Below are 20,781 nucleotides of genomic sequence, written 5' to 3'. Positions count from 1 at the left end.
AGGGAGCGGCGGCGTGACCCTGGCCCTCCTGGGCGCCCTCCTCGTCGGCCTCTCCCTGGGCCTTTTGGGCTCGGGGGGGTCCATCCTCACCGTGCCCGTCCTGGTCTACCTCCTGGGGGAACCCCCCAAGCAGGCCATCGCGGAAAGCCTCCTCATCGTGGGGAGCATCGCCCTCCTGGGAGGGGTGCCCTACGCCCTCCGGGGGCTGGTGGACGGGCGGAGCGTCCTCCTCTTCGGCCTGCCGGGGATGGCGGGGACCTACCTCGGCGCCTGGCTCTCCCGCTTCGTGACGGGGGAGGTGCAGCTCCTGGCCTTTGCCCTGGTGATGCTCCTGGCGGCCTACCTCATGGCCCGGCCCGCCCCCCTCCGCCCCGGGGGCCCGGGGGGGCGCAAGGCGTGGAAGATCGTCCTGGACGGGATCTCCGTGGGGGCCCTCACGGGGTTCGTGGGGGTGGGCGGGGGGTTTCTGATCGTCCCCGCCCTGGTCCTCCTGGGGGGGCTCCCCATCCACCTGGCCATCGGCACCAGCCTCTTCGTCATCGCCCTCAAGTCCTTCGCCGGGTTCTACAAGTACCTGCAGCTCCTGCCCGCGGAGGGCCTGGCGGTGGACTACACCGTGGCGGGCCTCTTCGTCCTGGTGGGGACCCTGGGGAGCCTCCTGGGGGGGAGGCTGGCGGTGCGCCTGCCCCAGGGGAGCCTGAAGCGGGGCTTCGCCCTCTTCCTGGTGGTCATGGGGGTCTTCGTGGCGGTGCAGAGCCTGGCGGGCTAGACTCTAGGGGTGCCCTTCCGCACCCTCCTCGCCCTCCAGGCCGAGGTCCGGCCCGAGCACTACCGCTCGGGGAAGGCCTTCCGGGAGCGGGTCTTCGCCCTCCTCGAGCCCCTCGCGGGCACCCCTCCGCCCCGCCTCGCCGCCCTTCCCGAGCTCTTCGGCCTCCCCCTCCTCCTCCACCTGGAGGGGGAGTTCCACCCCCGGGAGCTCCTGCGGGACCCCCTCTCCCCCTGGCGGCGGGCCCGGCAGGCCTACGGGGTGTTCCGGGAGGCCATGGCCGAGGCCGCCAGGGCCTTCGGCACCTACCTCCTGGCGGGCACCCTCCTCTCCCCCCCCTACGAGGAGGAGCTGGCCCGGGGGCGCTTCGCCCGCACCCCCCTTTTCCAGAACCTGGCCCTCTTCTTCAACCCGGAAGGCCGCCTCCTGGCCCAGGTGCCCAAGATGGAGCTGACCCCGCCGGAGCGCTGGCTCCGGCGGGGAAGCTTCGGCCCCCACCTGGTGGAGACCCGGGCGGGGAAGGTGGGGATCCTGATCTGCCTGGATGGGTTCTTTGAACGGCACCTGGACCGGGTGGACGCCTGGGGAGCCCAAATCCTCCTCCAGCCCTCCGCCAACCCCGCCCCCTGGGACCGGCCCTGGCCCTGGGACCCGAGCCGGAAGGAGGGGGAGGTCTGGCTGGCCTCGGCCCGGGAAAGGCTTTTGGGCCGGGAAAACCTCCGGCTCCTCCTCAACCCCATGCTGAACGGGCGGATCCTGGGCCTGGCCTTCGAGGGGCGAAGCGGGATCTACGGCCCCGGGGAGGCCCTCCTCCTGGCCCGGGCCCCCCTGGGGGACGAGGCCCTGCTCTACGCCCCGCCCTGGGCCTAGAGGCGCTCGGGAAAGAGCCTTATGGGGTAGGGCCGGATAAGGGCCCGGACCAGCTTGGCCCAGGCCAGGGCCTCCACCTGGGCCTTCAGGGCCTCCTCCACCCCCTCCAGGGGGTAACGGCCCGGGGGCACCACCCGCTCCAGGAGGATGAGGTGGAAGCCGAACCGGCTCTCCACCGGCCCGGACACCTCCCCCGGCTTCAGGGCCAGGAGGGCCCGCTCGAAGGGGGGGATGTAGGTCCCCTCGGGGGCGCAGCCCAGGTCGCCCCCCGCCTCCTTGGACCCGGGGTCTTGGGATAGCTCCCGGGCCATCTGGGCGAAGGCCTCGCCCCCCTCCAGGCGGGCCCGGGCCTCCTGGGCCGCCTCCAAGGTGGGGAGGAGGATGTGCCGGGCGCAGTAGAGGGCCGGGTGGCGGAACTCGGGGGAGAGGAGCCATAGGGCCCTCAGGGCCGCGGGGGAGGCCTGGAGCCGGGAGCGGTAGTGCCCCTCCAGGGCCTCCAGGGCCAGGGCCTCCGCGAGGAGGGCGCGGTAGGCCTCGAGGCCCGGCACCCCGGCCTCCCGGAGGGCCTGGAGGAGGGCCTCCTCCGTGGGAAAGGCCTCCTGGAGCCGGGCAACCCCGGCCGCCACCCTCTCGGGGGCGGGCCAGAACCCCCTGGCCCGGGCGAGGAGGAGGAGGGCCCGTTCCTCCGCCAGGGCCTCCAGGTAGGCGGGGCGGTACCCCTGGAGGAGCTCCCGGGTCTCCTCGGTGTCGGGAAGGCCGAGCTGGCGGAGGGCGCTCTTGGCGAAGAGGCCGAAGCGGAGCTCAAACTGGCTCTTGGTGAGGGTTTCGGGCCCCACCTGGGCCACCACGGGGTCCTCCTGGGCGAGGGCGAGACCCAGGGCCAGGGCCAGAAAAAGGGCACGCATGCCCCATGCTAGCATGGGGGGCGTGAGGGACCTCATCCTCAAGGCGGCCCGGGGGGAGCCCACCCCCAGGCCCCCCGTCTGGTTCATGCGCCAGGCGGGCCGCTACCAGAAGGAGTACCAGGAGATCCGCCGCCGCTACACCCTCCCCGAGATCGTGCAGAACCCCGAGGTCTGCGCCGAGGTCACCCTCCTCCCCGTGCGGCAGCTGGGCGTGGACGCGGCCATCCTCTTCGCCGACATCACCACCCCCCTTTACGGCATGGGGGTGGACCTTTCCCTGGTGGAAGGGAGGGGTCCGGTGATCCACCGCCCCATCCGGGACGAGAAGGGGGTGGAAGCCCTAAGGCCCCTCGTGCCCGAGGAGGCGGTGCCCTTCGTCCTGGAGGCCATCCGCCTCCTGAAGCGGGAGCTTCCCGTCCCCCTCATCGGCTTCGCCGGGGCCCCCTTCACCCTGGCGAGCTACCTCATCGAGGGGGGGCCCAGCCGCCACTTCAAGGAGGTGAAGGCCTTCATGTACCGGGAGGAGGCCCTTTGGCACCGGCTCATGGGGCAGCTGGCCGAGGCCATGGCCCGCTACCTGCGGGCCCAGGTGGAGGCGGGGGCCGACCTCCTCCAGGTTTTCGACTCCTGGGTGGGGGCCCTATCCCCTGCCGACTACCGCCGCTACGTGAAGCCCCACATGGCCAGGCTCTTCCAGGAACTCAGGCCCCTGGGGGTGCCCGTGGTCCACTTCGGGGTGGGGACCATGGGGCTCCTCGAGGACATGAAGGAGGCGGGGGGCGACGTGATGGGCCTGGACCCCCACACCCCCCTCCCCTGGGCCCGGGACCTCCTGGGGAGGACCCCGGTGCAGGGCAACCTGGACCCCGCGGTCCTCTTCGCCCCCCAGGAGGTGATCCGGCGGGAGGTGGCCCGGATCCTGGAGGAGAACGCCGGCCGCCCTGGGCACATCTTCAACCTGGGCCACGGGATCCTGCCCGGCACCCCGGTGGCAAGCGTGCGCTACGTGGTAGAACTCGTGAAGGAGGTTGCGGCATGAACGTCCTCTTGATGGCCTACGGAACCCCCTACGCCCCCGAGGAGATCGAGCCCTACTACACGGACATCCGCCGGGGCAAGCGCCCCCCGGAGGACCTTTTGCACGAGCTTTCCGAGCGCTACGCCGCCATCGGCAAAAGCCCCCTCAACGAGATCACCCTGGCCCAGGCCATAAGGCTCCAGGCCCTCCTGAACCTGGAGGCCCCCCCCTACCCCAGGCGCCTCCTGGGCCCCTTCCCCCCCCGCGCCCCCCAGGGTCCGGCCCGGGTCTACGTGGGCACCAAGCACTGGCACCCCACCGTCGGGGAGGCGGTGGCCGCCATGCACGAGGACGGGGTCAGGCGGGCGGTGGCCATCGTGGCCGCCCCCCACTACTCCTTGCGGAGCGTGGCCGAGTACCGGGAGAAGGTGGAGGCCGCCCTCAAGGCCCTCCCCGAGCCCATCGACTTCGCCTGGGTGGAGAGCTACGAGGCCCACCCCGGGCTCATCGCCGCCCTGGCCCGCCGCCTGGAGGAGGCCATCTGGCGGCTCAAGGACCCCGCAAAGGCGGCCTACGTCTTCACCGCCCACTCCATCCCCGTCTCCGCCGTGGAGCGGGGGGACCCCTACCCGCACCAGGTGGAAAGGACGGCGGAGCTCATCGCCAGGAGGCTCTCCCTCCCCCGCTACTCCGTGGCCTACCAGTCGGCGGGGCGCACCCCTGAGCCCTGGCTGGGCCCCGACATCAACGAGCACCTCAGGGCCCTGAGGGAGGGGGGCTTTGAGGAGGTGGTGGTCCAGGCGGTGGGCTTCCCCGCGGACCACCTGGAGGTCTACTACGACCTGGACCTGGAGGCCCAGGCCACCGCAAGGGAGGTGGGGCTGCGGCTCCTCCGGGCTAGAAGCCTCAACGCCGATCCCGACTACATCCAGGTGCTCAAGGAGCTGGTGGAGGCCGCGTGGCTCAGGTAGCCGTGGTGGGCGGGGGCTGGGCGGGGCTGGCCGCCGCCCTGGCCCTCAAGGAAGCCGGGGTGGACTTCCTCCTCCTGGAGGCCGCCCCCAGGCTGGGAGGGAAGGTCTTCACCCACCGCGGGGAGGGCCTCTTGGTGGAGGGAGGGCCGGACGCCAGCGTCCGCTACAAGAAGGAGGTGCTGGAGCTAGGGGAGCGCCTCGGCCTAACCCCCATCGGCACCCTTCCCGCCAGGCCCGCGGCCTACATCCTGCGCCGGGGCAAGGCCCATCCCCTGCCCGAAGGCCTTCTGCAGATCGTCCCCGGGGACCTCAGGGGCCTCGCCCGCACCTCCCTCCTCTCCCTCCCCGGCAAGCTCCGGGCCCTTTACGACCTCCTCCTGCCCCGGGGCGGCAAGGAGGACGAGAGCCTTTGGGCGTTTGTGACGAGGCGGCTCGGGCGTGAGGTCTACGAGGCCCTGGTGGCCCCCCTGGCCGGGGGGATCTACGGGGGAGAGCCCGAGGAGCTTTCCATGCGGGCGGCCTTCCCCCAGCTCCTGGAGCTGGAGCGCAGGCACCGTAGCCTCCTCCTGGGGGCCTTGCGGGCCCGGAAGGCCCGGGGAAGCCGGGAAGGGGGGAGCCTCTTCTTCTCCTTCCAAGAGGGCTTGGCGGCCCTCACCCGCAGGCTGGCCGAGGCCCTCGGGGAAAGGATCCTCCTCGCCACCCCGGCCCTGGGCCTGGAGGCCGGGAAGGGGGGCTACCGCCTGCACACCCCCAGGGGCGTCCTGGAGGCGGAGGCGGTGGTCCTGGCCACCCCCGCCCCCCAGGCGGCGGCCCTCCTCCGGCCCTTCCTCCCGGAGGCCACCGCCCTCCTCAAGGGCATCCCCCACACCCCCGCGGCCACGGTGAGCCTGGCCTTCCCCGAGGACCTCCCCGTGGGGGGGCATGGCTTGCTGATCGCCAAGGGGGAGGGCTACCGGGTCCGGGGCTTCACCTGGACCCACCGGAAGTGGCCGGGAAGGGCCCCGGAGGGATGGTCCTTGGTGCGGGGCTACTTCTCCGGGGAGGCGGCCCGGCTTTCCGAGGCCGAGCTGGCCCGGGTGGCCCTGGAGGACCTCCGCCGCTTCCTGGGCAGGGAGGTGCGGCCCGCGCGCACCTTTGCCTTCCGCTTCCCCGAGGGGATGCCCGCCTACCGGGTGGGCCACCTGGAGCGCATGGACCGCCTGGAGATGACCCTCCTCAAGGCCCCAGGCCTCTTCCTGGCGGGAAACTACCTCCAGGGGGTGGGCCTCCCCGAGGTGGTGCGCTCGGGGCGGAGGGCGGCGGAGCGGGCCCTCGGGTACCTGGCCCTTACCCCCACCCCCTAGGCAGGGGAAGGGTTCCCGGGTAGGATGGGCCAAACCATGGTCCTGCCCTACCCCGTGGTCGCCTTGGGCGCGCTCCTTCTGGGGCTGCTGGCGGGGCTTCTGGGTTACGAGCCCTACGTCCTCCCCTGGTTCATGATCCTCACCGCCGCCACCGCCAGCGTCCACGGGCTCGGCTGGGGGCTTCTGGCCGCAGGAACCTCCACCCTGGTCCTCCTGTCCCTCCCCGGCTTCAGCCCCATGGCCGCCGCCCTCCTCCTCCTCTCCGCCTGGCTGGCGGACGGGATCGGCCGCAGCCTCCGCCGGGCCCACCGCCGGGCCAAGGCCCTGGCCCAGGGGCAGCGGCTCCTGGCGGGGGCCCTGGAGGCCCTACCGGAGGCCCGAAGCCGGGAGTCCTTGCTGAGAGAACTCCCCGAGCGCCTGGCCGCCTTGGGGGAGGGGGGGCACGTGGGGGTGTGGGTGCCCGAAGGGGAGGGCTTCCGCCTCCTGGCCGCCAGCACCCCCTTGAGCCTGGCCTGGGTCCCGGGCACCGGGGTGCTGGGCCGGGCCTCCCGCGAGGGGAGGCCGGTCCACGTGCCCGACGTGCGCCAGGAGCCCGGGTACATCCCCGCCCCCGGCCTCCCCACCCTGGCGGAACTGGCCCTGCCCCTGAAGGAGCGGGGGGAGGTGGTGGCCGTTCTGAACCTGGAACGGGGCCGCCCCTTCCTGGCGGAGGAGGTGGAAGGCCTGGCCCGGCTGGCCCAGGCGGTGGGCCTGGAGCTGGAGCGCCTGGCCGACCTCAGGGAGCGGCACCTCCTGGCGGAGCTTTCCCAAAGGCTACAAAGCGCCCGCACCCTGGAGGAGGCCGCGGAAAAGGCCCTGGCCCTCCTCCTGGAGGCCCTGGACCTGGAGGCCGGGGTCATCTGGGAGGCCCAGGGGGCCTGGATGCGCCCCTTGGGCCACCGGGGCGTGGGGGAGGAGAGCCTCCTTCAGGTGCTTCGGGAGGGCCTCCCCTTCGGCCAGGGCCTGGCCTGGCGGGTCTACGAGACGGGAACCCCGGTCTTCACCGCCCGCTACCCGGAGGAGGCCGCCCCTGTACCTGCCCTAAAAGCCCTGGACTGGCGTACCCTGGTGGCCCACCCCATCCCCGCCCCCTTGGCCCCCAGGAGCCGCCGGGTGCTGGTCCTGGGCCGGAGGGAGGAAAGGCCCTGGCGCAGGGGGGAGAGGGAGCTCCTCCTCCTCGCCGCCCGCACCCTGGGCCTGGGGTTCGAGCGCCTAGAGGAAAAGCGGCGCCACGAAGCGGTGAACCGGCTCTTCCTGGAACTTTTGGAGAAGCCTCCCGAGGAGCTCTACGGCCCCCTTTTGCAAAGGGCGGTGTCCCTGGTGCCGGGCAGCGAGGCGGGAAGCCTCGTGGCGCTGGAGGAGGGGGAGTACCGCTTCCGGGCAGCGGTGGGATACGACCTGGAGGGGCTCAAGGCCGTGGCCTTCCGCCGGGAAGACCAGCTCCTCTGGTACGGCCTGGGGGAGGCCCAGGCCCGCCGGGGAGAGCCCCGGATCATGAGCCTCCTGGAAAGGCCCATCGCGGAGATCAGCCACCGAAGCGCCCCCCCGGAGATCATCGACACCGCCGGCCGGGTTCGGGAGATCCAGGCCAACCTCTGCCTGCCCATCCCCTACAAGGGGGAGGTCCTGGCCTACCTCAACCTGGACAACCTCCACGACCCCAGGGCCTTTGGGGAGGACTCCCTGGAGGCGGCCCGCTTCTTCGCCGCGCCCCTCGCCACCCTGCTCCACGAAAGCCGTACCCGCAAGCTCCTGGAGGAGGCGGCCCTCACCGACCCCCTCACGGGCCTCGGGAACCGCCGGGCCTTCGAGCGCCTGCTCCTGGAGGAGCTCCGCCGGGCGGAGCGCTACGGCCACCCCCTGTCCCTGGCCATCCTGGACCTCCGGGGTTTCAAGCAGGTGAACGACCGGCTGGGCCACACGGTGGGGGACCTGGCCCTCATGAAGGTGGCGGAAGCCCTGGAAAGGGAAAGGCGCAACGGGGACCGCCTCTTCCGCTGGGGCGGGGACGAGTTCGCCGCCCTCTTCCCCCACACCCCCAAGGCGGGGGCCCTCATCGCCGCCCACCGCTACGCTCGGGCCATCGCGGGGCTTTGCTTCGAGGGCCTCTGCCTGGGGGTGAACATCGGCCTGGCCGCCTACCCCGAGGACGGGGAGACCCCGGACGCCCTCCTCTCCGCCGCGGACACCCGGATGTACCGGGCCAAGGCCGAGGGGCTTCCGGTATTGGGCTGACGGGTGCCCCCAGGGGTTATACTGGAGCCGGCCTAGCCATGGACGGCGCACCCGGCACCGGACTGCCCCAGGCCCTCCTCCCCCTGCTGCGGGAGGGCCTTGGGGGCTTGGTGCCTGCCCTGGAGCAGGCGGCCCGGGCCCTCGCCGCCCACCGGGCCTACCTCTTCCGCCTCGAGGAGCGGGCAGGGACCTGGTACACCTCCCAGCTCGCGGAGTGGTCCGGCCCCGGCACCACCCCCCAGATCCAGAACCCCGCCCTGCAGGGCCTGCCCATGCGGGAAACGGGCTACGGGCGCTGGCTGGACCACTTCCTGGAGGGGCGGGCGGTGGCGGGCCCGGTGGCCTCCTTCCCCGAGGAGGAACGCCCCCTCTTGGAAGCGCAGGAGATCGTGAGCCTCCTGGTGGTGCCCATCTTCGTGGAGGGGCGGCTTTGGGGATTTTTAGGGGTGGACGACTGCGAGCGGGAACGGGGCTTCGCCCCGGGGGAGGAGGCCTTCTTGCGGACCCTGGCCGAGGTCCTGGCCCGTACCCTGGAGCTCTGGGAGCGGGGGCGCTGGCTGGAAACCCTCCTGGAGGCCTCCCCCTTTTACCTGGCCCGCCTGGACGGGGAGGGCCGCCTCCTCTACGCCAACCCCGCCTTCCGCCAGGCCTTCCCCCAGGGCCCTCCCCCCTTTCTGGCCAAGCCCGCGGCGGCCCCGGGCCATCCCCAGGCCCTTTTCACCCGGGATGGCCGGGCGGTGGAGTGGGCCCTCCTGGAGGTGCCGGGGCCCGGGGGAAAGGCCCTGGAGGTCCTGGCCCTGGGGGTAGACGTCACGGAAAGGGAGGAGGCCCGGGGCCGGGAGGCCCGTTGGAGCGCCTTCCGCAAGAACCTCTTGCGGGTCTACGAGATCCTCATGGCCGAGGGCCTTTCCGACTCCGTCTTCGGCCACATCCTCGAGGCCGCCATGGACACCATCCCTGCCGCCCAGGCGGGGAGCGTCACCGTCCTCATGGAGGACGGCCATTACCACTTCGTGGCCGCCAAGGGGTACGACCTGCACGCCCTGCGCCAAGTGCGCCTCCACCCCGAGGAACCCCTTTCCCTCACCGGGCACGCCGAGGCCCAGGTCTTCACCGGGCGGGATCTGGAGCGCTTCAACCGCCGCCTGGACGAGGAGAGGCGCCGGGTGATGGAGGAGGCGGGGCGGGTTCAGGAGATCCGGGCCATCCTCTCCGTGCCCGTCTACCTGGCGGGGGAGCGCAAGGCCTTCCTGTACCTGGACAACCTCGAGCGGGAGGACGCCTTCAGCCCCCTGGACCTGGAGCTGGCCCAGGCCTTCGCGGGCCAGCTCGGCCTCCTCCTGAGGCGGCTGGAGTTGGAGGGGCAGATGCGCCACCTGGCCTACCACGACCCCCTCACCGGCCTCCCCAACCGCCTCTTCTTCCTGGAGAAGCTGGCCCAGGTCCTGAAAGAGGCCAAGCAGGAGGCCAGGGGCCTTGCCGTCTTGTACCTGGACCTGGACGGGCTCAAGCTGGTCAACGACCTGGACGGCCACGCCGCCGGGGACGAGGTGCTCCGGGTGGTGGCGGCGAGGCTGAGGGCCGCCCTCCGCCCCCGGGACCTCCTGGCCCGCCAGGGGGGGGACGAGTTCCTGGTCCTCCTCACCCGGCTCAAGGACCCCAAGGAGGCGGTGGGGGTGGCGGAGCGGCTTTTAGAGGTGGTGCGCCTGCCCCTTCCCCTGGGAAGCCGGGTCTACCACCTCTCCACCTCCATCGGCATCGCCCTGGCCGAGCCCGGCCTCTCCCCCGGGGACCTCCTGCAGCGGGCCGACCTGGCCCTCTACCGGGCCAAGGGGGAGGGGAAGGACCGCCTGGCCTTCTTCGAGGCCCACCTGCAGGAGGCCCTGCGCCGGGAGATGGACCTCCTGGAGGCCCTGCGGGAAGACCTGGTGCGGGGGGATGGGCTCTGGCTGGCCTACCAGCCCATCGTGGACCTGGAGAGCGGGGAGAAGGTGGCCCTGGAGGCCCTCCTCCGCTGGCGGCTCGCCCCCCCTGCGGAGTTCATCCCCCTGGCGGAGCGCCACCGCCTCATGCCCGAGCTGGGCCGCTGGGTCCTGCGCCGGGCCTGCGGGGAGAGGGGGCGGCACGGCCTTCCCGTCCACGTGAACGTCAGCCCGGTGGAGCTCCTGGACCCCAGCTACCCCGAGCGGGTGGCGGAAGCCCTGGAGGCCACCGGCTGCCCCCCGGGGGACCTGGTCCTGGAGGTCACGGAAACCTCCCTCATCCCCGATGAACGGGGCCGGGACGCCACCCAGACCCTGCAGGCCCTCCGGGGGCTTGGGGTGCGGGTCTTTCTGGACGACTTCGGCTCGGGTTACTCTAGCCTGGAGCGCCTGGCGGGACTGGCCGTGGATGGGGTGAAGCTGGGCCAGGCCTTCACCCGGGCCCTGGGATGCCCCCCAAACCCGGAAAGCCCCGCCGCCCGGCTGGTGGCCGCCGTCTTGGCCCTGGCCCAGGCCCTGGGCCTCACCGCCGTCGCCGAGGGCATCGAGGACGAGGCCGCCCTGGACTACCTCAAGGGGCTCGGCTTCCCCCTGGGGCAGGGCTTCCTCTGGGGTAGGCCCGCCCCCTTATAATGCGCGCAAGTGAGGCTCAGCGGCCCTTGGAAGATCGCCCTGGCCTACGCCCTCTTTTCCCTGGCGTGGATTCTGGGAAGCGACCAGCTTCTCCTCCACCTCCTGCCGGACCCCCAGACCCTCACCCGCTGGCAGACGGGGAAGGGCCTCCTCTTCGTCCTCCTCTCCGCCCTGGTGGTCTACGCCCTGGCCCGGGGCCTCGAGGGGGAAAGGAAGCGGGCCATGCAGGCCCTGGAGGCCTCGGAGCGGCGCTTCCGCGCCCTGGTGGAGGGGGGGCGGGAGCTGGTCCTGGTGCTGGACGGGGAGGGCCGCATCGCCTACGCCTCGCCCAACGTGGCCCAGGTGCTGGGTTACGATCCCCAAAGGTACGGGCAGGCGGAACTTTACGCCCTGGAGTTCCTCCACCCCGAAGACCGGACCCGGGCCAAGGCCCTGCTGGAGGACCTCCTCGGGGACCCGGGGGCCACCCGGGAGGGCGGCTTCCGCCTGCGGGACGCCCAGGGGCGGGTGCGCTTTCTGCGGGTATGGGGGAGGAACCTGTTCCAGGATCCGGCCGTGAGGGGCATCGTCTTGAACGTCCGGGACGAAAGCGAGCTGGAGGAGGAACGCTCCCGGCTCCAGGGGCTTTTGGAAGCCCTCCCCGGCCGGGTGTTCCAGGCCCGCGTGCCGGAAGGGACCGACCCCGCCTTCCTCCCCCTCCTCTACGCCTCCCCCCAGGGGGAAGGGCTCCTGGGATACCCCCCTCAGGGGCTGGCCGCCGACCCGGAGGCCTTCTACGCCCAGGTGCACCCCGAGGACCGGAGGAAGGCCCAGGAAGCCTGCCGGGAGGCGGTGGCCCATCCGGGGAAGGTGCAAAGCGTCACCTACCGCTTCTGGCACGGGAGGAAGGGGGACTGGGTCTGGCTGCGGGACACCTTGGTCTACGACCCCCAAAGCCGCCTCCTCACCGGCTACGGCTCGGACGTCACGGAAGCGGTGGCGGCCGAGGAACGCTTCCGCCTCCTCTTCCAGGCCCATCCCCTGCCCATGTGGGTCTACGACCGGGAAACCTACCGCTTCCTGGAGGTGAACGAGGCGGCCCTCGCCAAGTACGGCTACACCCGGGAGGAGTTCCTCTCCATGACCCTTCTGGAAATCCGCCCGGAGCGGGAGCGGCCCCAGCTCCTGGAGGAACTCCAACGGGAAAGGCCCCCGCTGCAGCGTTCCGGCCCCTGGACCCACCGCCTGAAGGACGGGCGGGAGATCCAGGTGGAGATCCACTCCCACACCCTGGACTATGCGGGCCGGCCCGCCGCCTTGGTGGTGGCCCTGGACGTGACGGAGAAGCTCCGGGCCGAGGCCACCCTGCGGGAGTCCGAGGCCCTCTTCCGCACCCTGGCGGAGACCGCCCCCGCCCTCATCCTCCTGTGGCAGGAGGAGCGCCTCACCTTCGCCAACCGGGAGGCCCTGCGCCTCACCGGCTACACCCTGGAGGAGCTCCGAGCCCGCCCCGTCTGGGAGTTCGTCCACCCCGCCGACCGGGAGCTGGTGCGGCAACGGGGCCTGGCCCGTCTGCGGGGGGAAAACCCCCCGGGCCGCTACCCTTTCCGCATCCTCGCCAAAGGGGGCGAGGTGCGCTGGCTGGACTACTCCGCCGCCCGCGTGGAGGTGGGGGGCCAGCCCGCCGTCCTGGGCATCGGCCTGGACGTCACCGAGGCCAAGGAGCGGGAGCTGGCCCTGGAGGCCTTCGCCCAGGTGAGCCTGGCCCTGCGGCAGAGCGAGGACCTCAAGGCGATGATGGAAGCCGCCCTGGACGCGGTGCTGGCCCTCATGGAGGCCCCGGCGGGGAGCATCCTCCTCTACGACCAGGAGACGGGCCGCCTGGAGGAGGCGGCCAGCCGGGGCTGGCTCAAGGAGATCCCCACGCCCCTCACCCTGGCCGAGGGAGGGATGGTGGCCCGGGCCTTCCGGGGGGAGGTGGTGGTGAGCCGGGACCTCCGGGAAGACCCCCGGGTGCGCCCCGGGGCCAGGGGCCTGGTTCCCGAGGGCTACAGCGGGGTGGTGGTCCCCCTCCTGGCGGGCCAGGAGGCCATCGGGGCCCTCACCCTGGCCTGGCCCCACCCCCGCACCCCCACCCCGGGGGAGGTGGAGCGGGCCCAGCTTCTGGCGGAAACCATGGGCAACGCCGTGCGGCGGGCGAGCCTCCGCCGCAAGCTCGCCAAGCGGGTGGAGCACCTTGAGGCCCTGCGCCTTCTGGACCAGGCCATCCTGGCCTCTTTGGACCTGGGGCCCAGCCTCGAGGTCCTCTTGGACCAGGTGATGCGCCTGCCCCTGGACGCCGCTGCCCTCTTCCTCTACGAACCCAGGGAAAAGGGCCTCAGGCTGGAGGGCCACCGGGGATTCCTCTCCCCCAAGGCCTTCCTGCCCAAAGAGATCCGCCTGGGCCAGGGCCACGCGGGCCGGGCCGCCCTGGAGGGGCGCAAGGTGGCCGCGGACGACCTCGCCCGGGAACCCGGGGCCCACCCGGACTTCACCCTCCAAGAGGGCCTGGTGGCGGAAAGGGCCTACCCTCTCCTCGCCAAGGGGAAGCTCCTCGGGGTTCTGGCCGTCTTCACCCGCAGGCCCTGGGACCTCCCCCCCGAGGACGAGGAGTTCCTGGAAACCCTGGCCGCCCAGGGGGCCATCGCCCTGGACAACGCCCGCACCTTCCAGGAGCTCCTCCGAAGCCAGCGGGACCTCGAGGCCGCCTACGACCTCACCCTCTGGGGCTGGGCCAAGGCGGTGGAGCTCCGCGACCAAGAGACCGCGGGCCACACCGAACGGGTCACCGGGCTGGCCCTGCGCCTCGCCCGCGCCCTGGGGGTGCCCGAGGAGGACCTGGACCACCTCAGGCGGGGGGCTATCCTCCACGACGTGGGCAAGCTGGCCATCCCCGACGCCGTCCTCCTCAAACCGGGCCCCCTCAGCGAGGAGGAGTGGGCCGTCATGAAGAAGCACCCCGTCTACGCCTACGAGTGGCTTTCCGGCATCCCCTTCCTCAGGAAGGCCCTGGAGATCCCCTACGCCCACCACGAGCGCTGGGATGGCTCCGGATACCCCCGGGGGCTCAAGGGCTTGGAGATCCCCCTCTCCGCCCGCATCTTCGCCGTGGTGGACGTCTACGACGCCCTCACCTCCGACCGGCCTTACCGGAAGGCCTGGCCCAGGGAAAAGGCCTTGGCCTACCTGGAGGAGCAAGCGGGCCAGCAGTTTGACCCCGAGGTGGTGGCGGCCTTCCTGGAGTTGATGGCCGGGGAAGGGCACCTCCTGTCCTAAGGGCCGATGCGCGCAGCCTGCCCGGGAGAAGGCGAAGGGCCATGACCCCGGCCTTTTTGGGGCCCCCGTCGCGGCCTGGGCCACGACGGGGCCCTTAGGCCCAGCCCAGGAGCCGCCGGGCCTCCGGGGAGAGGCGGGCCGGGGTCCAGGGGGGGTCAAAGGTCAGCTCCACCGCCACCTCCTCGATCCCCGGGAGGCGGGAAAGGGCCTGCCGCACCGCCTCCCCCATGCTGTCGTGCAGGGGACAGCCCGGGGTGGTGAGGGTCATGCGCACGTAGGCCCTAGGGGGCTCCACCCTTACCTCATAGATGAGCCCCAGGTTCACCACGTCCAGGCCCAGCTCGGGGTCGTAGACCGTCCGCAAGAGGTTCCAGGCTTGCTCCTCCAAGGGGTTCATCGCCGCATCACCTCCCAAAGGGCATAAACGTGGGGCAAGGCTCCGGCAAGGTAGATCCACCCCGCCCAGGGAAGGAAGGGAAGAAGCAGCGCCCCCAAGGCCAGCAAGGCCCCTGCCCCATACCCCGCTCCCTCCGGGAGCATCTCCTTGAGCAGGGGCACCTTTTCCTTCCCCGCCCTCGGGGCATACCGGTGGGTCCAGACCAGGAAGGGGAGGATCTTGTAGAGCATCCCCGTCACCACCAGCCCCACGAAGCCCAAGGCGAACCAAAGGGCCGCCCAGATGGGGTTGAAGGGCAGGGCCAGGAGGGAAAGGCCCAGGAAGCAAAGCCCCCCGAGGTAGTGGCGCACCCCGATATCCAGGGCCTTTTTCATGCGGTTTTTGAGGATGCGCCCGGTGTCGTAAAGGGCCAGGGCGTAGGCCAAAAGGAGGAGGACATAGCCCAACCTTTCCCCCAAGGCCACACCCAGAAGCCCCAGGTTGGCCGCCCAGAGGAAAAGCCCCAGGACCCGCTCGTCCACATCGTGGGTGAGGGTGAACATGGAAAGGAGCTTGTACCCCACCCCCAGGATGGAGAGGAGGAAGACCCCCCCAAGCCCCGCCAGGAGGTGCCAGGAAAGCCTCTCGGGATCGTAGAAGCCGTAGCGCAGGGAAAGGGCCTGGAGGAGGCCCAAAAGGGAGGCGAGGACCAGGTAGAAGACCACCCAGGCCAAGGCGGTGGCCACCCGGTTCCACCGGGGGGCCAGGCGGAAGGTGCGGTAGGCGTGGTAGGCGAAGAGGAAAAGGGACAAGAGGACCAGGATCCCGCCCAGAGGGACCAGAGGCGGAGCCTGGGCGAAGCCCAGGGCCAACAGGGCCACCCCCAGGGCCCAAAGGGCCATCACCGGATACCCCCACCGCGGGCGGTACAGGGGCGCCTCGAGGACCACCGGCAGAAGCTGGTGCATGGCCCCGAGGAGCACCCCCACCCCGAAGCCCAGGAGGAAGAGGTGGGCCCCGGCGAGACCCAGGGGGTGCCGGGGAAGAGGGACGGCCTCAGGGTGGAAGGCCAGGACTAGGCCCGAGAGCAGAAAGAAGCCCTCCCCTAGGAAGATGAACCCCGCGGGGATGGCAAGGGGGATGACCCGGGTGGGGACGCCCGCCAGCATCGCCTCAATCCTGAGCCCAGCACTCGGGATGGGCCATGACCTGGGTCATGGCCGCCTCACCGCCCCGGGGGCAGGAGGGTGAGGCGGTCCCCCTCCCCCAAGGGGGTGGCCAGGCCCTGAAGGTAGCCCACGTCCCGGCCGTTGAGGAGGACCGCCCAGCGGGGCCTAAGCCGCCAGAGGGTCTTGGGGGAAAGCCAGAGCCCCACCTCCTCCTCGGCGGGGAGGGGCTCCAGGGCCAGATCCCGCAGCGCCGGGTTCACGGCCAAGGCCTTGAGGAGGGCCTCCCCCACGCCCCCTGCCCGCAAGGAAAGGGGCCGGGGCAGGGCGGGGTGGGCCAGGCCCAACGCTTGGAAGCGCACGGCGGCCTTCCCCTCCCTAAGGGCAAGGGCGGCGTCAAACCCCTTCCGCATCACCTCCTCCTGAGCGGAGAGGTAGACGAGCCAGGGGCGCACGTCCCGCACCCTTTCCGCCACGTACCGCCCCACCTCGGCGAAGGAAAGGCCCACGTACTCCGGGGGGATCAAGGCCCCCTTGGGCCCAAGCCCTCCATGCCAAAGCCCCGCCCGGTACACCTCCCGGGCAAACTCCCCCGAGGTATCCACCCCCAGGGTGCGGGCCAGCCAGGCGGAGAAGAAGGCCCGCCTCAGGTAAAGCTCCTCCTCAGGCACCCTCCCCTCCCAGCCCAGGGCGCGGGCGGTGCCGGGGTGGCGGCTCAGGTGGTCGTAGACCCGGGCCACGAAGGCCGCGGCCCCCTCCAGAAGCCTCTCCGCATCCAGGCGCATGGCCCGTTTCTCCTCCTCCCCTAGCCCGCCAAAGGCGAGAAGGTCGGCGAAGACCTCCTCGGGCAAAGGCGGCAGGTCCAGGACCATGGCCTCCTCGGACAGGCGCACCGCTCCCTTCATCCTCCCCTCCTTTCCCTTGCCTCCCGCATTTTCCTCAGCATATCCCCCGTGACCACCCGCCTGTGCATGGCAAAGGCGAAGACCAAGGTGGCCAAAAGCTGAAGCCCACCGGACACCGCAAGCCAAGGGCGCAGGCGCTCTTGGCCCAGGAAATAGAGGGGCTCGAGGGCGAGCCTTAGGAGCAGGCCAGCGTTGAGAAGAACGAAGGTGAGCCCCTCGAGGCGATCCTGCCTCAGGCCCCCGGGCCTGGGCATCATCCAGTAGGCCACCCCCATGACCATCTGCAGGAAGAAGCCCACCAACCCCGCATGCACGTGGGAGGGGCGAAAAGGGCCTTGCAGGCCGGGCAAGAGGTAGAACAGGGTGCCCAGTAAAGCCGTGTAGACCAGGTAAACCAAAGCCGCCCGGATGAAGAGAAAGTGCCAAAAGCCCATGGGTCCCTCCCAGGAAAGCGGCCCCCAGGGCCTAGCCTCCCTTGCGGATCAGGATCCTCACCTGCCCCGGGCCCAGATCCCGCAGCAGGTAGGCGTGCCCCTCCTCCTGCAGGCGGGCCAGGAGGTGCACCGGGCGGCGCACGTGGTGGACCAGAAGCTTCTCCCCGGGCTTGAGGCCGGCCAAAGCCTCCAGGACCCGCATCATGGGCAGGGGGGGCTCCAGGTTCTCCTCAATGTGGACCTCCGCCTGGTAGTCCTGCCAGTCCGCCTCGCTCAAGGCGCCCGGACCCGTGGCCACCCCTGGCCCTTCCCCGACCCCCCGGCGGTAAAAGTGGGCGCGGTAGTGCCTCTCCCCCAGCCGCTCGCACCAGGCCAAAAAGCCCTGCTTTCCCAACACCCTGTAAAGAGGGATGGGCTCAAAGAGCACCTCCAAAACCAGCTTTTTCCCAGGTTCCACCTCCTGGGCAGCGGCCATGATGGCCTGAAAGGGCTCCCCACCCCCCTCTAAAATGGGCCGCACGTCCAGGTGGAAGCCAAGGGGAGCGGATAGCCAGGGAGGAGGTGGGGTGCCAAGAAGGCTTTCCGCTTCCCCCGCCGGCACCTCCGGCCTGGCCTCCACCCCCAGGGCCCGGTTCAAGCGGGCCACCAGCTCCTCCGGCTCCAGCCCCCCCATCCTGGCCGCCTGGGCCACGGTGACCAGACTGGGCAGGGTCTTGCGCAACAGGGGGTTTTTTAACTTCTGGAAGGCGGGGCTGGCCTCCACCAGCACCGGGAGGAGTTCTGGCCAGCGCCTCAGCACCTCGGCCACCCGCATCTCGGGCCGGACTACCTCTTGCCGATCCGCACCCGCCATACCTCCGGGCCCTCCTCGAGGTACGCCCAGTCCACCTGCCCCGGCCTTTCCGCCATGAGCTGGTAGTAGAGGGGCTTGGGGTCGTGGTCGTTGAGCAGGACAAAGTGCTCCCCAGGCTTCAGACTGTCCAACAGCGCAAAGATCCGGGGATGCCGTTCCCGCGGGGGTAGGTCGCGCACGTCCAGCTCCATGGCTTCAGGGTTCCCCACCCCTTACCCCCTCGCCATGACCTGGGTCATACCCTCTCCCACCGAACCTTTCTCGGGCAGGCTTGGAAAAACCAGCCCCTTCTCCAGGGTCCCCGCCCTGGCTTCGCCAGGGCGGGGTGGCGTTAGCAGGGCTTCTCCGCTCCCCTCCTGGCGTAGTAGTACCAGTTCAGGAAAAGGTTTAAGGCGTAGAAGACCATAAGACCGTAGAAGAAGGCGGTGAAACTCCCGGTGGCCTGCTGGGTGTAGGCGGCCAGGGTGGAGAAGAGGAAGGGCCCGTAGGCCCCGATGGCCGCGGTCCAGCCGATGACCCCACCCGCCTGGCGGGGCGGAAAGATCATGGGCATCTGCTTGAAGGTGCTGGCGTTACCCACCCCGGCGAAGAAGAAGACCAGGAGCATGGCCAGAACAAAGAAGGGGAACTGTTCCAAGGAGGTGGGCCGGGTATAGAGGGTCACCAGAAGGGCCGAGAGGAAGATGCCGATGGCGGAAACCTGGGTGACGATGGCCCCCCCGAAACGGTCGGTGATGGGCCCGGCGAGGATGCGGGATACCGACCCCACCAAGGGCCCCAGGAAGGCGTACCGCAAGGGGTCCGGGGCCCCGGCAAACCCCCCATAAACCTCGCGGATGAGGAGGGGAAAGATGGCGGAGAACCCGGAGAAGGAGCCGAAGGTCATGATGTAGAGGCTGGTCATGACCCAGGTGTGCTTGTCGCGGAAGATGTCGAACTGCTCGCGGAAGTTGGCCCGGATGGGAACGCTCCGGAGGTAAACCCAGGCCAGGAGGGCCGCCACCAAAACGAAGGGCACCCAGACGAAGGTGGCGTTCTGCAGCCAGATAGGCTGGGAGACTCCCGGAGCCGGGGTAAAGGTCTGGGGCCCTCCCAGAAGGGTGCCGAAGAGGGCGAAGCCGATGACCCAGGGGGTGACGAACTGCACCACGGAGACGCCGAAGTTGCCGATGCCCGCCTGCAGGGCTAGGGCCGTCCCCTGAAGGCGCTTGGGGAAGAAGTAACTGGTGGAGGGCATGAAGCCCGAGAAGTTTCCCCCACCGATCCCCGCCAAGAAGGCCAGGAGAAGGAGGACCCAGTAGGGGGTTTGGGTGCTCTGCACGGCGAAGCCCCAGCCCAAGAGGGGGATGAGGAGGAGCAGGGTGGAGAAGGTGACCAGGTGCCGGGTGCCCAGGATGGGGGGCAGGAAGGTCCAGACGATGCGCAGGGTGCCCCCGGCGAGCCCCGGCATGGCCGTGAGCCAGAAGAGCTGTACCGTGGAGAACTCAAACCCCACCTTGGGCAGGCGCACCACCAGGGCGCTTACCACGAACCAGGTAATGAAGGCCAGGGTGAGGTTGAAGGTGGTGATCCAGAGGGTGCGCCAGGCCAGGCCCGGATTCCAGCGCTCCGGGTCCTCCGGGTTCCATTCCTTTAGCCAGGTGCCTTTAGGGAGTGTCATGACGGACGGTCTCCTTTCAGCTCAAAGTCGTTCTTGAGGTGCTTGGCCTCCTGTTGCAGAAGCTGGAGAACGGTAAGGTGCATCCAGAGGAAGCTCACCGCGGTAAGGAGGAAGAGGACGAAGAAGGTCATCTGGGGCAGGCCGGTCCAGGCCTGGGCGTAGGCGAAGAGGGGCGGGAGGAAAAAGCCCCCCAAAGCCCCCAGCATCCCCACCAGCCCCCCCACCGCCCCCACGTCCTTGGGGAAGTAGGTGGGGATGTGCTTGTAGACCGCGGCCTTGCCGATGCCCATGCCGATGCCGATGAGGAAGACCAGGAGGGTGAAGAGCCAGACGCTCATGGTGAACTGCATGACCTCGCGGGTGCCCCCTTGGGTATAGAGGACGATGTGCCCCTCGGGCATCATGAGGATGCCCGAGGGGATGAGGATGCTCCAGAAGGTCCAGTACATGACCCGCCGGGCCCCGAAGCGGTCGGAGAAGTAGCCCCCGAGGGGCCTTAGGAGGCTTGCAGGGAAGATGTAGAGGGCGGTGAGGAGGGCGGCCTGGTGGAGGGGTAGGCCGAAGACGTCCACGTAGTACTTGGGCAGCCAGGCGCTCAAGGCCACATAGGCCCCGAAGACCACCACGTAGTAGAGGCTGAAGCGCCAGACGCGGATGTGCCTTAAGGGTCTCAGCATGTCCAGAAGGGCCCGGCCTTGCCCCGGCACCTTGTCGTTTTTAGGGGTGCCGAACCACATGACCAAGCCCATCAGGACCAGGAGCACCGCGTAGAGGAAGGGGATGAAGCGCCAGCCCCCCGGGATGAGCCCCCCCAGGTACCCGGCGGCGGGGACGCTGGCGATGAGGGCCGGGCCGATGAACTTGGTGACGCTGGCCCCCACGTTCCCCGCCCCGAAGAGGCCCAGGGCAAAGCCCTGCTGCTCCTTGGGGAACCAGGCGGAGTTCCAGGCGATGCCCACGCTGAAGGCGTTCCCCGCGAAGCCCACCAGGAAGGCGTAGAGGAGGAGCTCCTCGTAGCTCCCCGCCCGGGAGACCAGGTAGGCGGGGATGGCGGTGAAGAAGAGCATGAGGGTGAAGACGAGCCGCCCCCCGTAGCGGTCGGCGAGGATGCCCGTGAACATCCGCCAGAGGGAGCCGTTCAGGATGGCCACCGCCGAGAGCCAGGAGAGCTGGACATCCGTTAGGCCGAACTCCTGGCGGATAGGGACCCCCAGCACCCCGAACATCAGCCACACGGCGAACATCACGGTGAAGCCGATGGTGGAAAGCCAGAGGACCTTAAGCCTCTCGGGCCGCTCCCGCTCCAGCTGCTTGGGGTCTTGCACCATGGC

The 20,781-nt window shown here is 70.6% G+C and carries 17 protein-coding genes; 8 read left to right on the top strand and 9 right to left on the bottom strand.

Features of this window, described 5'->3' with window-relative positions:
• Positions 1–13 precede the first annotated feature (13 nt).
• Together ETP66_RS08055 and ETP66_RS08050 are read left to right on the top strand one after the other, a co-directional pair.
• Positions 14–769, top strand: coding sequence for a sulfite exporter TauE/SafE family protein (locus ETP66_RS08055; protein ID WP_130842123.1), 756 nt, complete (start codon positions 14–16; stop codon positions 767–769).
• 9 nt (positions 770–778) lie between these two features.
• Positions 779–1,636: a nitrilase-related carbon-nitrogen hydrolase gene (locus ETP66_RS08050; RefSeq protein WP_130842122.1), complete on the top strand. Its 858-nt coding sequence runs from the start codon at positions 779–781 to the stop codon at positions 1,634–1,636.
• On the opposite strand, the gene ETP66_RS08045 is transcribed toward ETP66_RS08050, so the two are convergent.
• Positions 1,633–2,541: a peptidylprolyl isomerase gene (locus tag ETP66_RS08045; protein ID WP_130842121.1), complete on the bottom strand. Its 909-nt coding sequence runs from the start codon at positions 2,539–2,541 to the stop codon at positions 1,633–1,635. The genes ETP66_RS08050 and ETP66_RS08045 overlap by 4 nt on opposite strands.
• Positions 2,542–2,554: 13 nt before the next feature.
• Between ETP66_RS08045 and hemE the strand changes: the two genes are divergently transcribed.
• Genes hemE through ETP66_RS08015 form a run of 6 tightly spaced genes read left to right on the top strand, consistent with a single transcriptional unit; the run spans position 2,555 to position 14,056 of the window.
• Positions 2,555–3,580 (top strand): uroporphyrinogen decarboxylase, encoded by a 1,026-nt coding sequence (gene hemE / locus ETP66_RS08040; RefSeq protein ID WP_130842120.1) that lies wholly within the window; start codon positions 2,555–2,557, stop codon positions 3,578–3,580.
• Positions 3,577–4,530 carry a ferrochelatase gene (hemH, locus tag ETP66_RS08035; RefSeq protein ID WP_130842119.1) on the top strand — a complete coding sequence of 318 codons (954 nt, stop codon included), beginning with the start codon at positions 3,577–3,579 and terminating at the stop codon, positions 4,528–4,530. The genes hemE and hemH overlap by 4 nt, the downstream gene beginning before the upstream one ends.
• A complete protein-coding gene (gene hemG, locus ETP66_RS08030; RefSeq protein WP_130842118.1) occupies positions 4,518–5,873 on the top strand; it encodes a protoporphyrinogen oxidase in 1,356 nt (451 codons plus the stop codon). The genes hemH and hemG overlap by 13 nt, the downstream gene beginning before the upstream one ends.
• Before the next feature lie 36 nt (positions 5,874–5,909).
• Complete coding sequence (locus tag ETP66_RS08025; protein WP_130842117.1) at positions 5,910–8,147, top strand: diguanylate cyclase; 2,238 nt, start codon at positions 5,910–5,912, stop codon at positions 8,145–8,147.
• Between the two features lie 38 nt (positions 8,148–8,185).
• A complete protein-coding gene (locus ETP66_RS08020) occupies positions 8,186–10,762 on the top strand; it encodes an EAL domain-containing protein (RefSeq protein ID WP_130842116.1) in 2,577 nt (858 codons plus the stop codon).
• A gap of 9 nt (positions 10,763–10,771) precedes the next feature.
• Positions 10,772–14,056, top strand: a complete 3,285-nt coding sequence (locus ETP66_RS08015; protein ID WP_236630156.1) for a PAS domain S-box protein — start codon at positions 10,772–10,774, stop codon at positions 14,054–14,056.
• Between the two features lie 94 nt (positions 14,057–14,150).
• Here the strand turns inward: ETP66_RS08015 and ETP66_RS08010 are convergent, their stop codons facing one another.
• The 8 genes from ETP66_RS08010 to ETP66_RS07975 form a co-directional block, all read right to left on the bottom strand.
• The gene (locus ETP66_RS08010; RefSeq protein ID WP_130842115.1) at positions 14,151–14,453 is read right to left on the bottom strand and encodes a metal-sulfur cluster assembly factor; all 303 of its coding nucleotides are present in this window, start codon (positions 14,451–14,453) and stop codon (positions 14,151–14,153) included.
• Positions 14,450–15,601 carry a hypothetical protein gene (locus ETP66_RS08005; protein ID WP_130842114.1) on the bottom strand — a complete coding sequence of 384 codons (1,152 nt, stop codon included), beginning with the start codon at positions 15,599–15,601 and terminating at the stop codon, positions 14,450–14,452. The genes ETP66_RS08010 and ETP66_RS08005 overlap by 4 nt, the downstream gene beginning before the upstream one ends.
• A gap of 56 nt (positions 15,602–15,657) precedes the next feature.
• Entirely contained in the window at positions 15,658–16,503 is an 846-nt protein-coding gene (locus ETP66_RS08000) for a protoglobin domain-containing protein (RefSeq protein ID WP_201738506.1), read from the bottom strand.
• Positions 16,500–16,937, bottom strand: coding sequence for a hypothetical protein (locus tag ETP66_RS07995; protein ID WP_130842113.1), 438 nt, complete (start codon positions 16,935–16,937; stop codon positions 16,500–16,502). Before ETP66_RS07995 ends, ETP66_RS08000 begins: the two co-directional genes overlap by 4 nt.
• A gap of 31 nt (positions 16,938–16,968) precedes the next feature.
• A complete protein-coding gene (locus tag ETP66_RS07990; RefSeq protein WP_130842112.1) occupies positions 16,969–17,790 on the bottom strand; it encodes a DUF2249 domain-containing protein in 822 nt (273 codons plus the stop codon).
• Positions 17,763–17,981 (bottom strand): DUF2249 domain-containing protein, encoded by a 219-nt coding sequence (locus tag ETP66_RS07985; protein WP_130842111.1) that lies wholly within the window; start codon positions 17,979–17,981, stop codon positions 17,763–17,765. The genes ETP66_RS07990 and ETP66_RS07985 overlap by 28 nt, the downstream gene beginning before the upstream one ends.
• A 140-nt stretch (positions 17,982–18,121) precedes the next feature.
• Positions 18,122–19,450, bottom strand: coding sequence for an MFS transporter (locus ETP66_RS07980; RefSeq protein WP_130842110.1), 1,329 nt, complete (start codon positions 19,448–19,450; stop codon positions 18,122–18,124).
• Complete coding sequence (locus ETP66_RS07975; protein WP_130842109.1) at positions 19,447–20,778, bottom strand: MFS transporter; 1,332 nt, start codon at positions 20,776–20,778, stop codon at positions 19,447–19,449. The genes ETP66_RS07980 and ETP66_RS07975 overlap by 4 nt, the downstream gene beginning before the upstream one ends.
• Positions 20,779–20,781 lie beyond the last annotated feature (3 nt).

The organism is Thermus thermamylovorans, from assembly GCF_004307015.1.
Taxonomy (GTDB): domain Bacteria; phylum Deinococcota; class Deinococci; order Deinococcales; family Thermaceae; genus Thermus; species Thermus thermamylovorans.
The sequence above is the reverse complement of the archived record's forward strand: the minus strand, read 5'-3'. Positions and strand labels throughout refer to the sequence as shown.

Coding starts and splice junctions, on each gene's coding strand:
- ETP66_RS07990 (WP_130842112.1), bottom strand. CDS start 17,790: ATGGCGGGTGCGGATCGGCAAGAGGTAGTCCGGCCCGAGATGCGGGTG.
- ETP66_RS08000 (WP_201738506.1), bottom strand. CDS start 16,503: ATGAAGGGAGCGGTGCGCCTGTCCGAGGAGGCCATGGTCCTGGACCTG.
- hemE (WP_130842120.1), top strand. CDS start 2,555: ATGGGGGGCGTGAGGGACCTCATCCTCAAGGCGGCCCGGGGGGAGCCC.
- hemH (WP_130842119.1), top strand. CDS start 3,577: ATGAACGTCCTCTTGATGGCCTACGGAACCCCCTACGCCCCCGAGGAG.
- ETP66_RS07975 (WP_130842109.1), bottom strand. CDS start 20,778: ATGGTGCAAGACCCCAAGCAGCTGGAGCGGGAGCGGCCCGAGAGGCTT.
- ETP66_RS07980 (WP_130842110.1), bottom strand. CDS start 19,450: ATGACACTCCCTAAAGGCACCTGGCTAAAGGAATGGAACCCGGAGGAC.
- ETP66_RS08020 (WP_130842116.1), top strand. CDS start 8,186: ATGGACGGCGCACCCGGCACCGGACTGCCCCAGGCCCTCCTCCCCCTG.
- ETP66_RS08045 (WP_130842121.1), bottom strand. CDS start 2,541: ATGCGTGCCCTTTTTCTGGCCCTGGCCCTGGGTCTCGCCCTCGCCCAG.
- ETP66_RS08010 (WP_130842115.1), bottom strand. CDS start 14,453: ATGAACCCCTTGGAGGAGCAAGCCTGGAACCTCTTGCGGACGGTCTAC.
- ETP66_RS07995 (WP_130842113.1), bottom strand. CDS start 16,937: ATGGGCTTTTGGCACTTTCTCTTCATCCGGGCGGCTTTGGTTTACCTG.
- ETP66_RS07985 (WP_130842111.1), bottom strand. CDS start 17,981: ATGGAGCTGGACGTGCGCGACCTACCCCCGCGGGAACGGCATCCCCGG.
- ETP66_RS08025 (WP_130842117.1), top strand. CDS start 5,910: ATGGTCCTGCCCTACCCCGTGGTCGCCTTGGGCGCGCTCCTTCTGGGG.
- ETP66_RS08005 (WP_130842114.1), bottom strand. CDS start 15,601: ATGCTGGCGGGCGTCCCCACCCGGGTCATCCCCCTTGCCATCCCCGCG.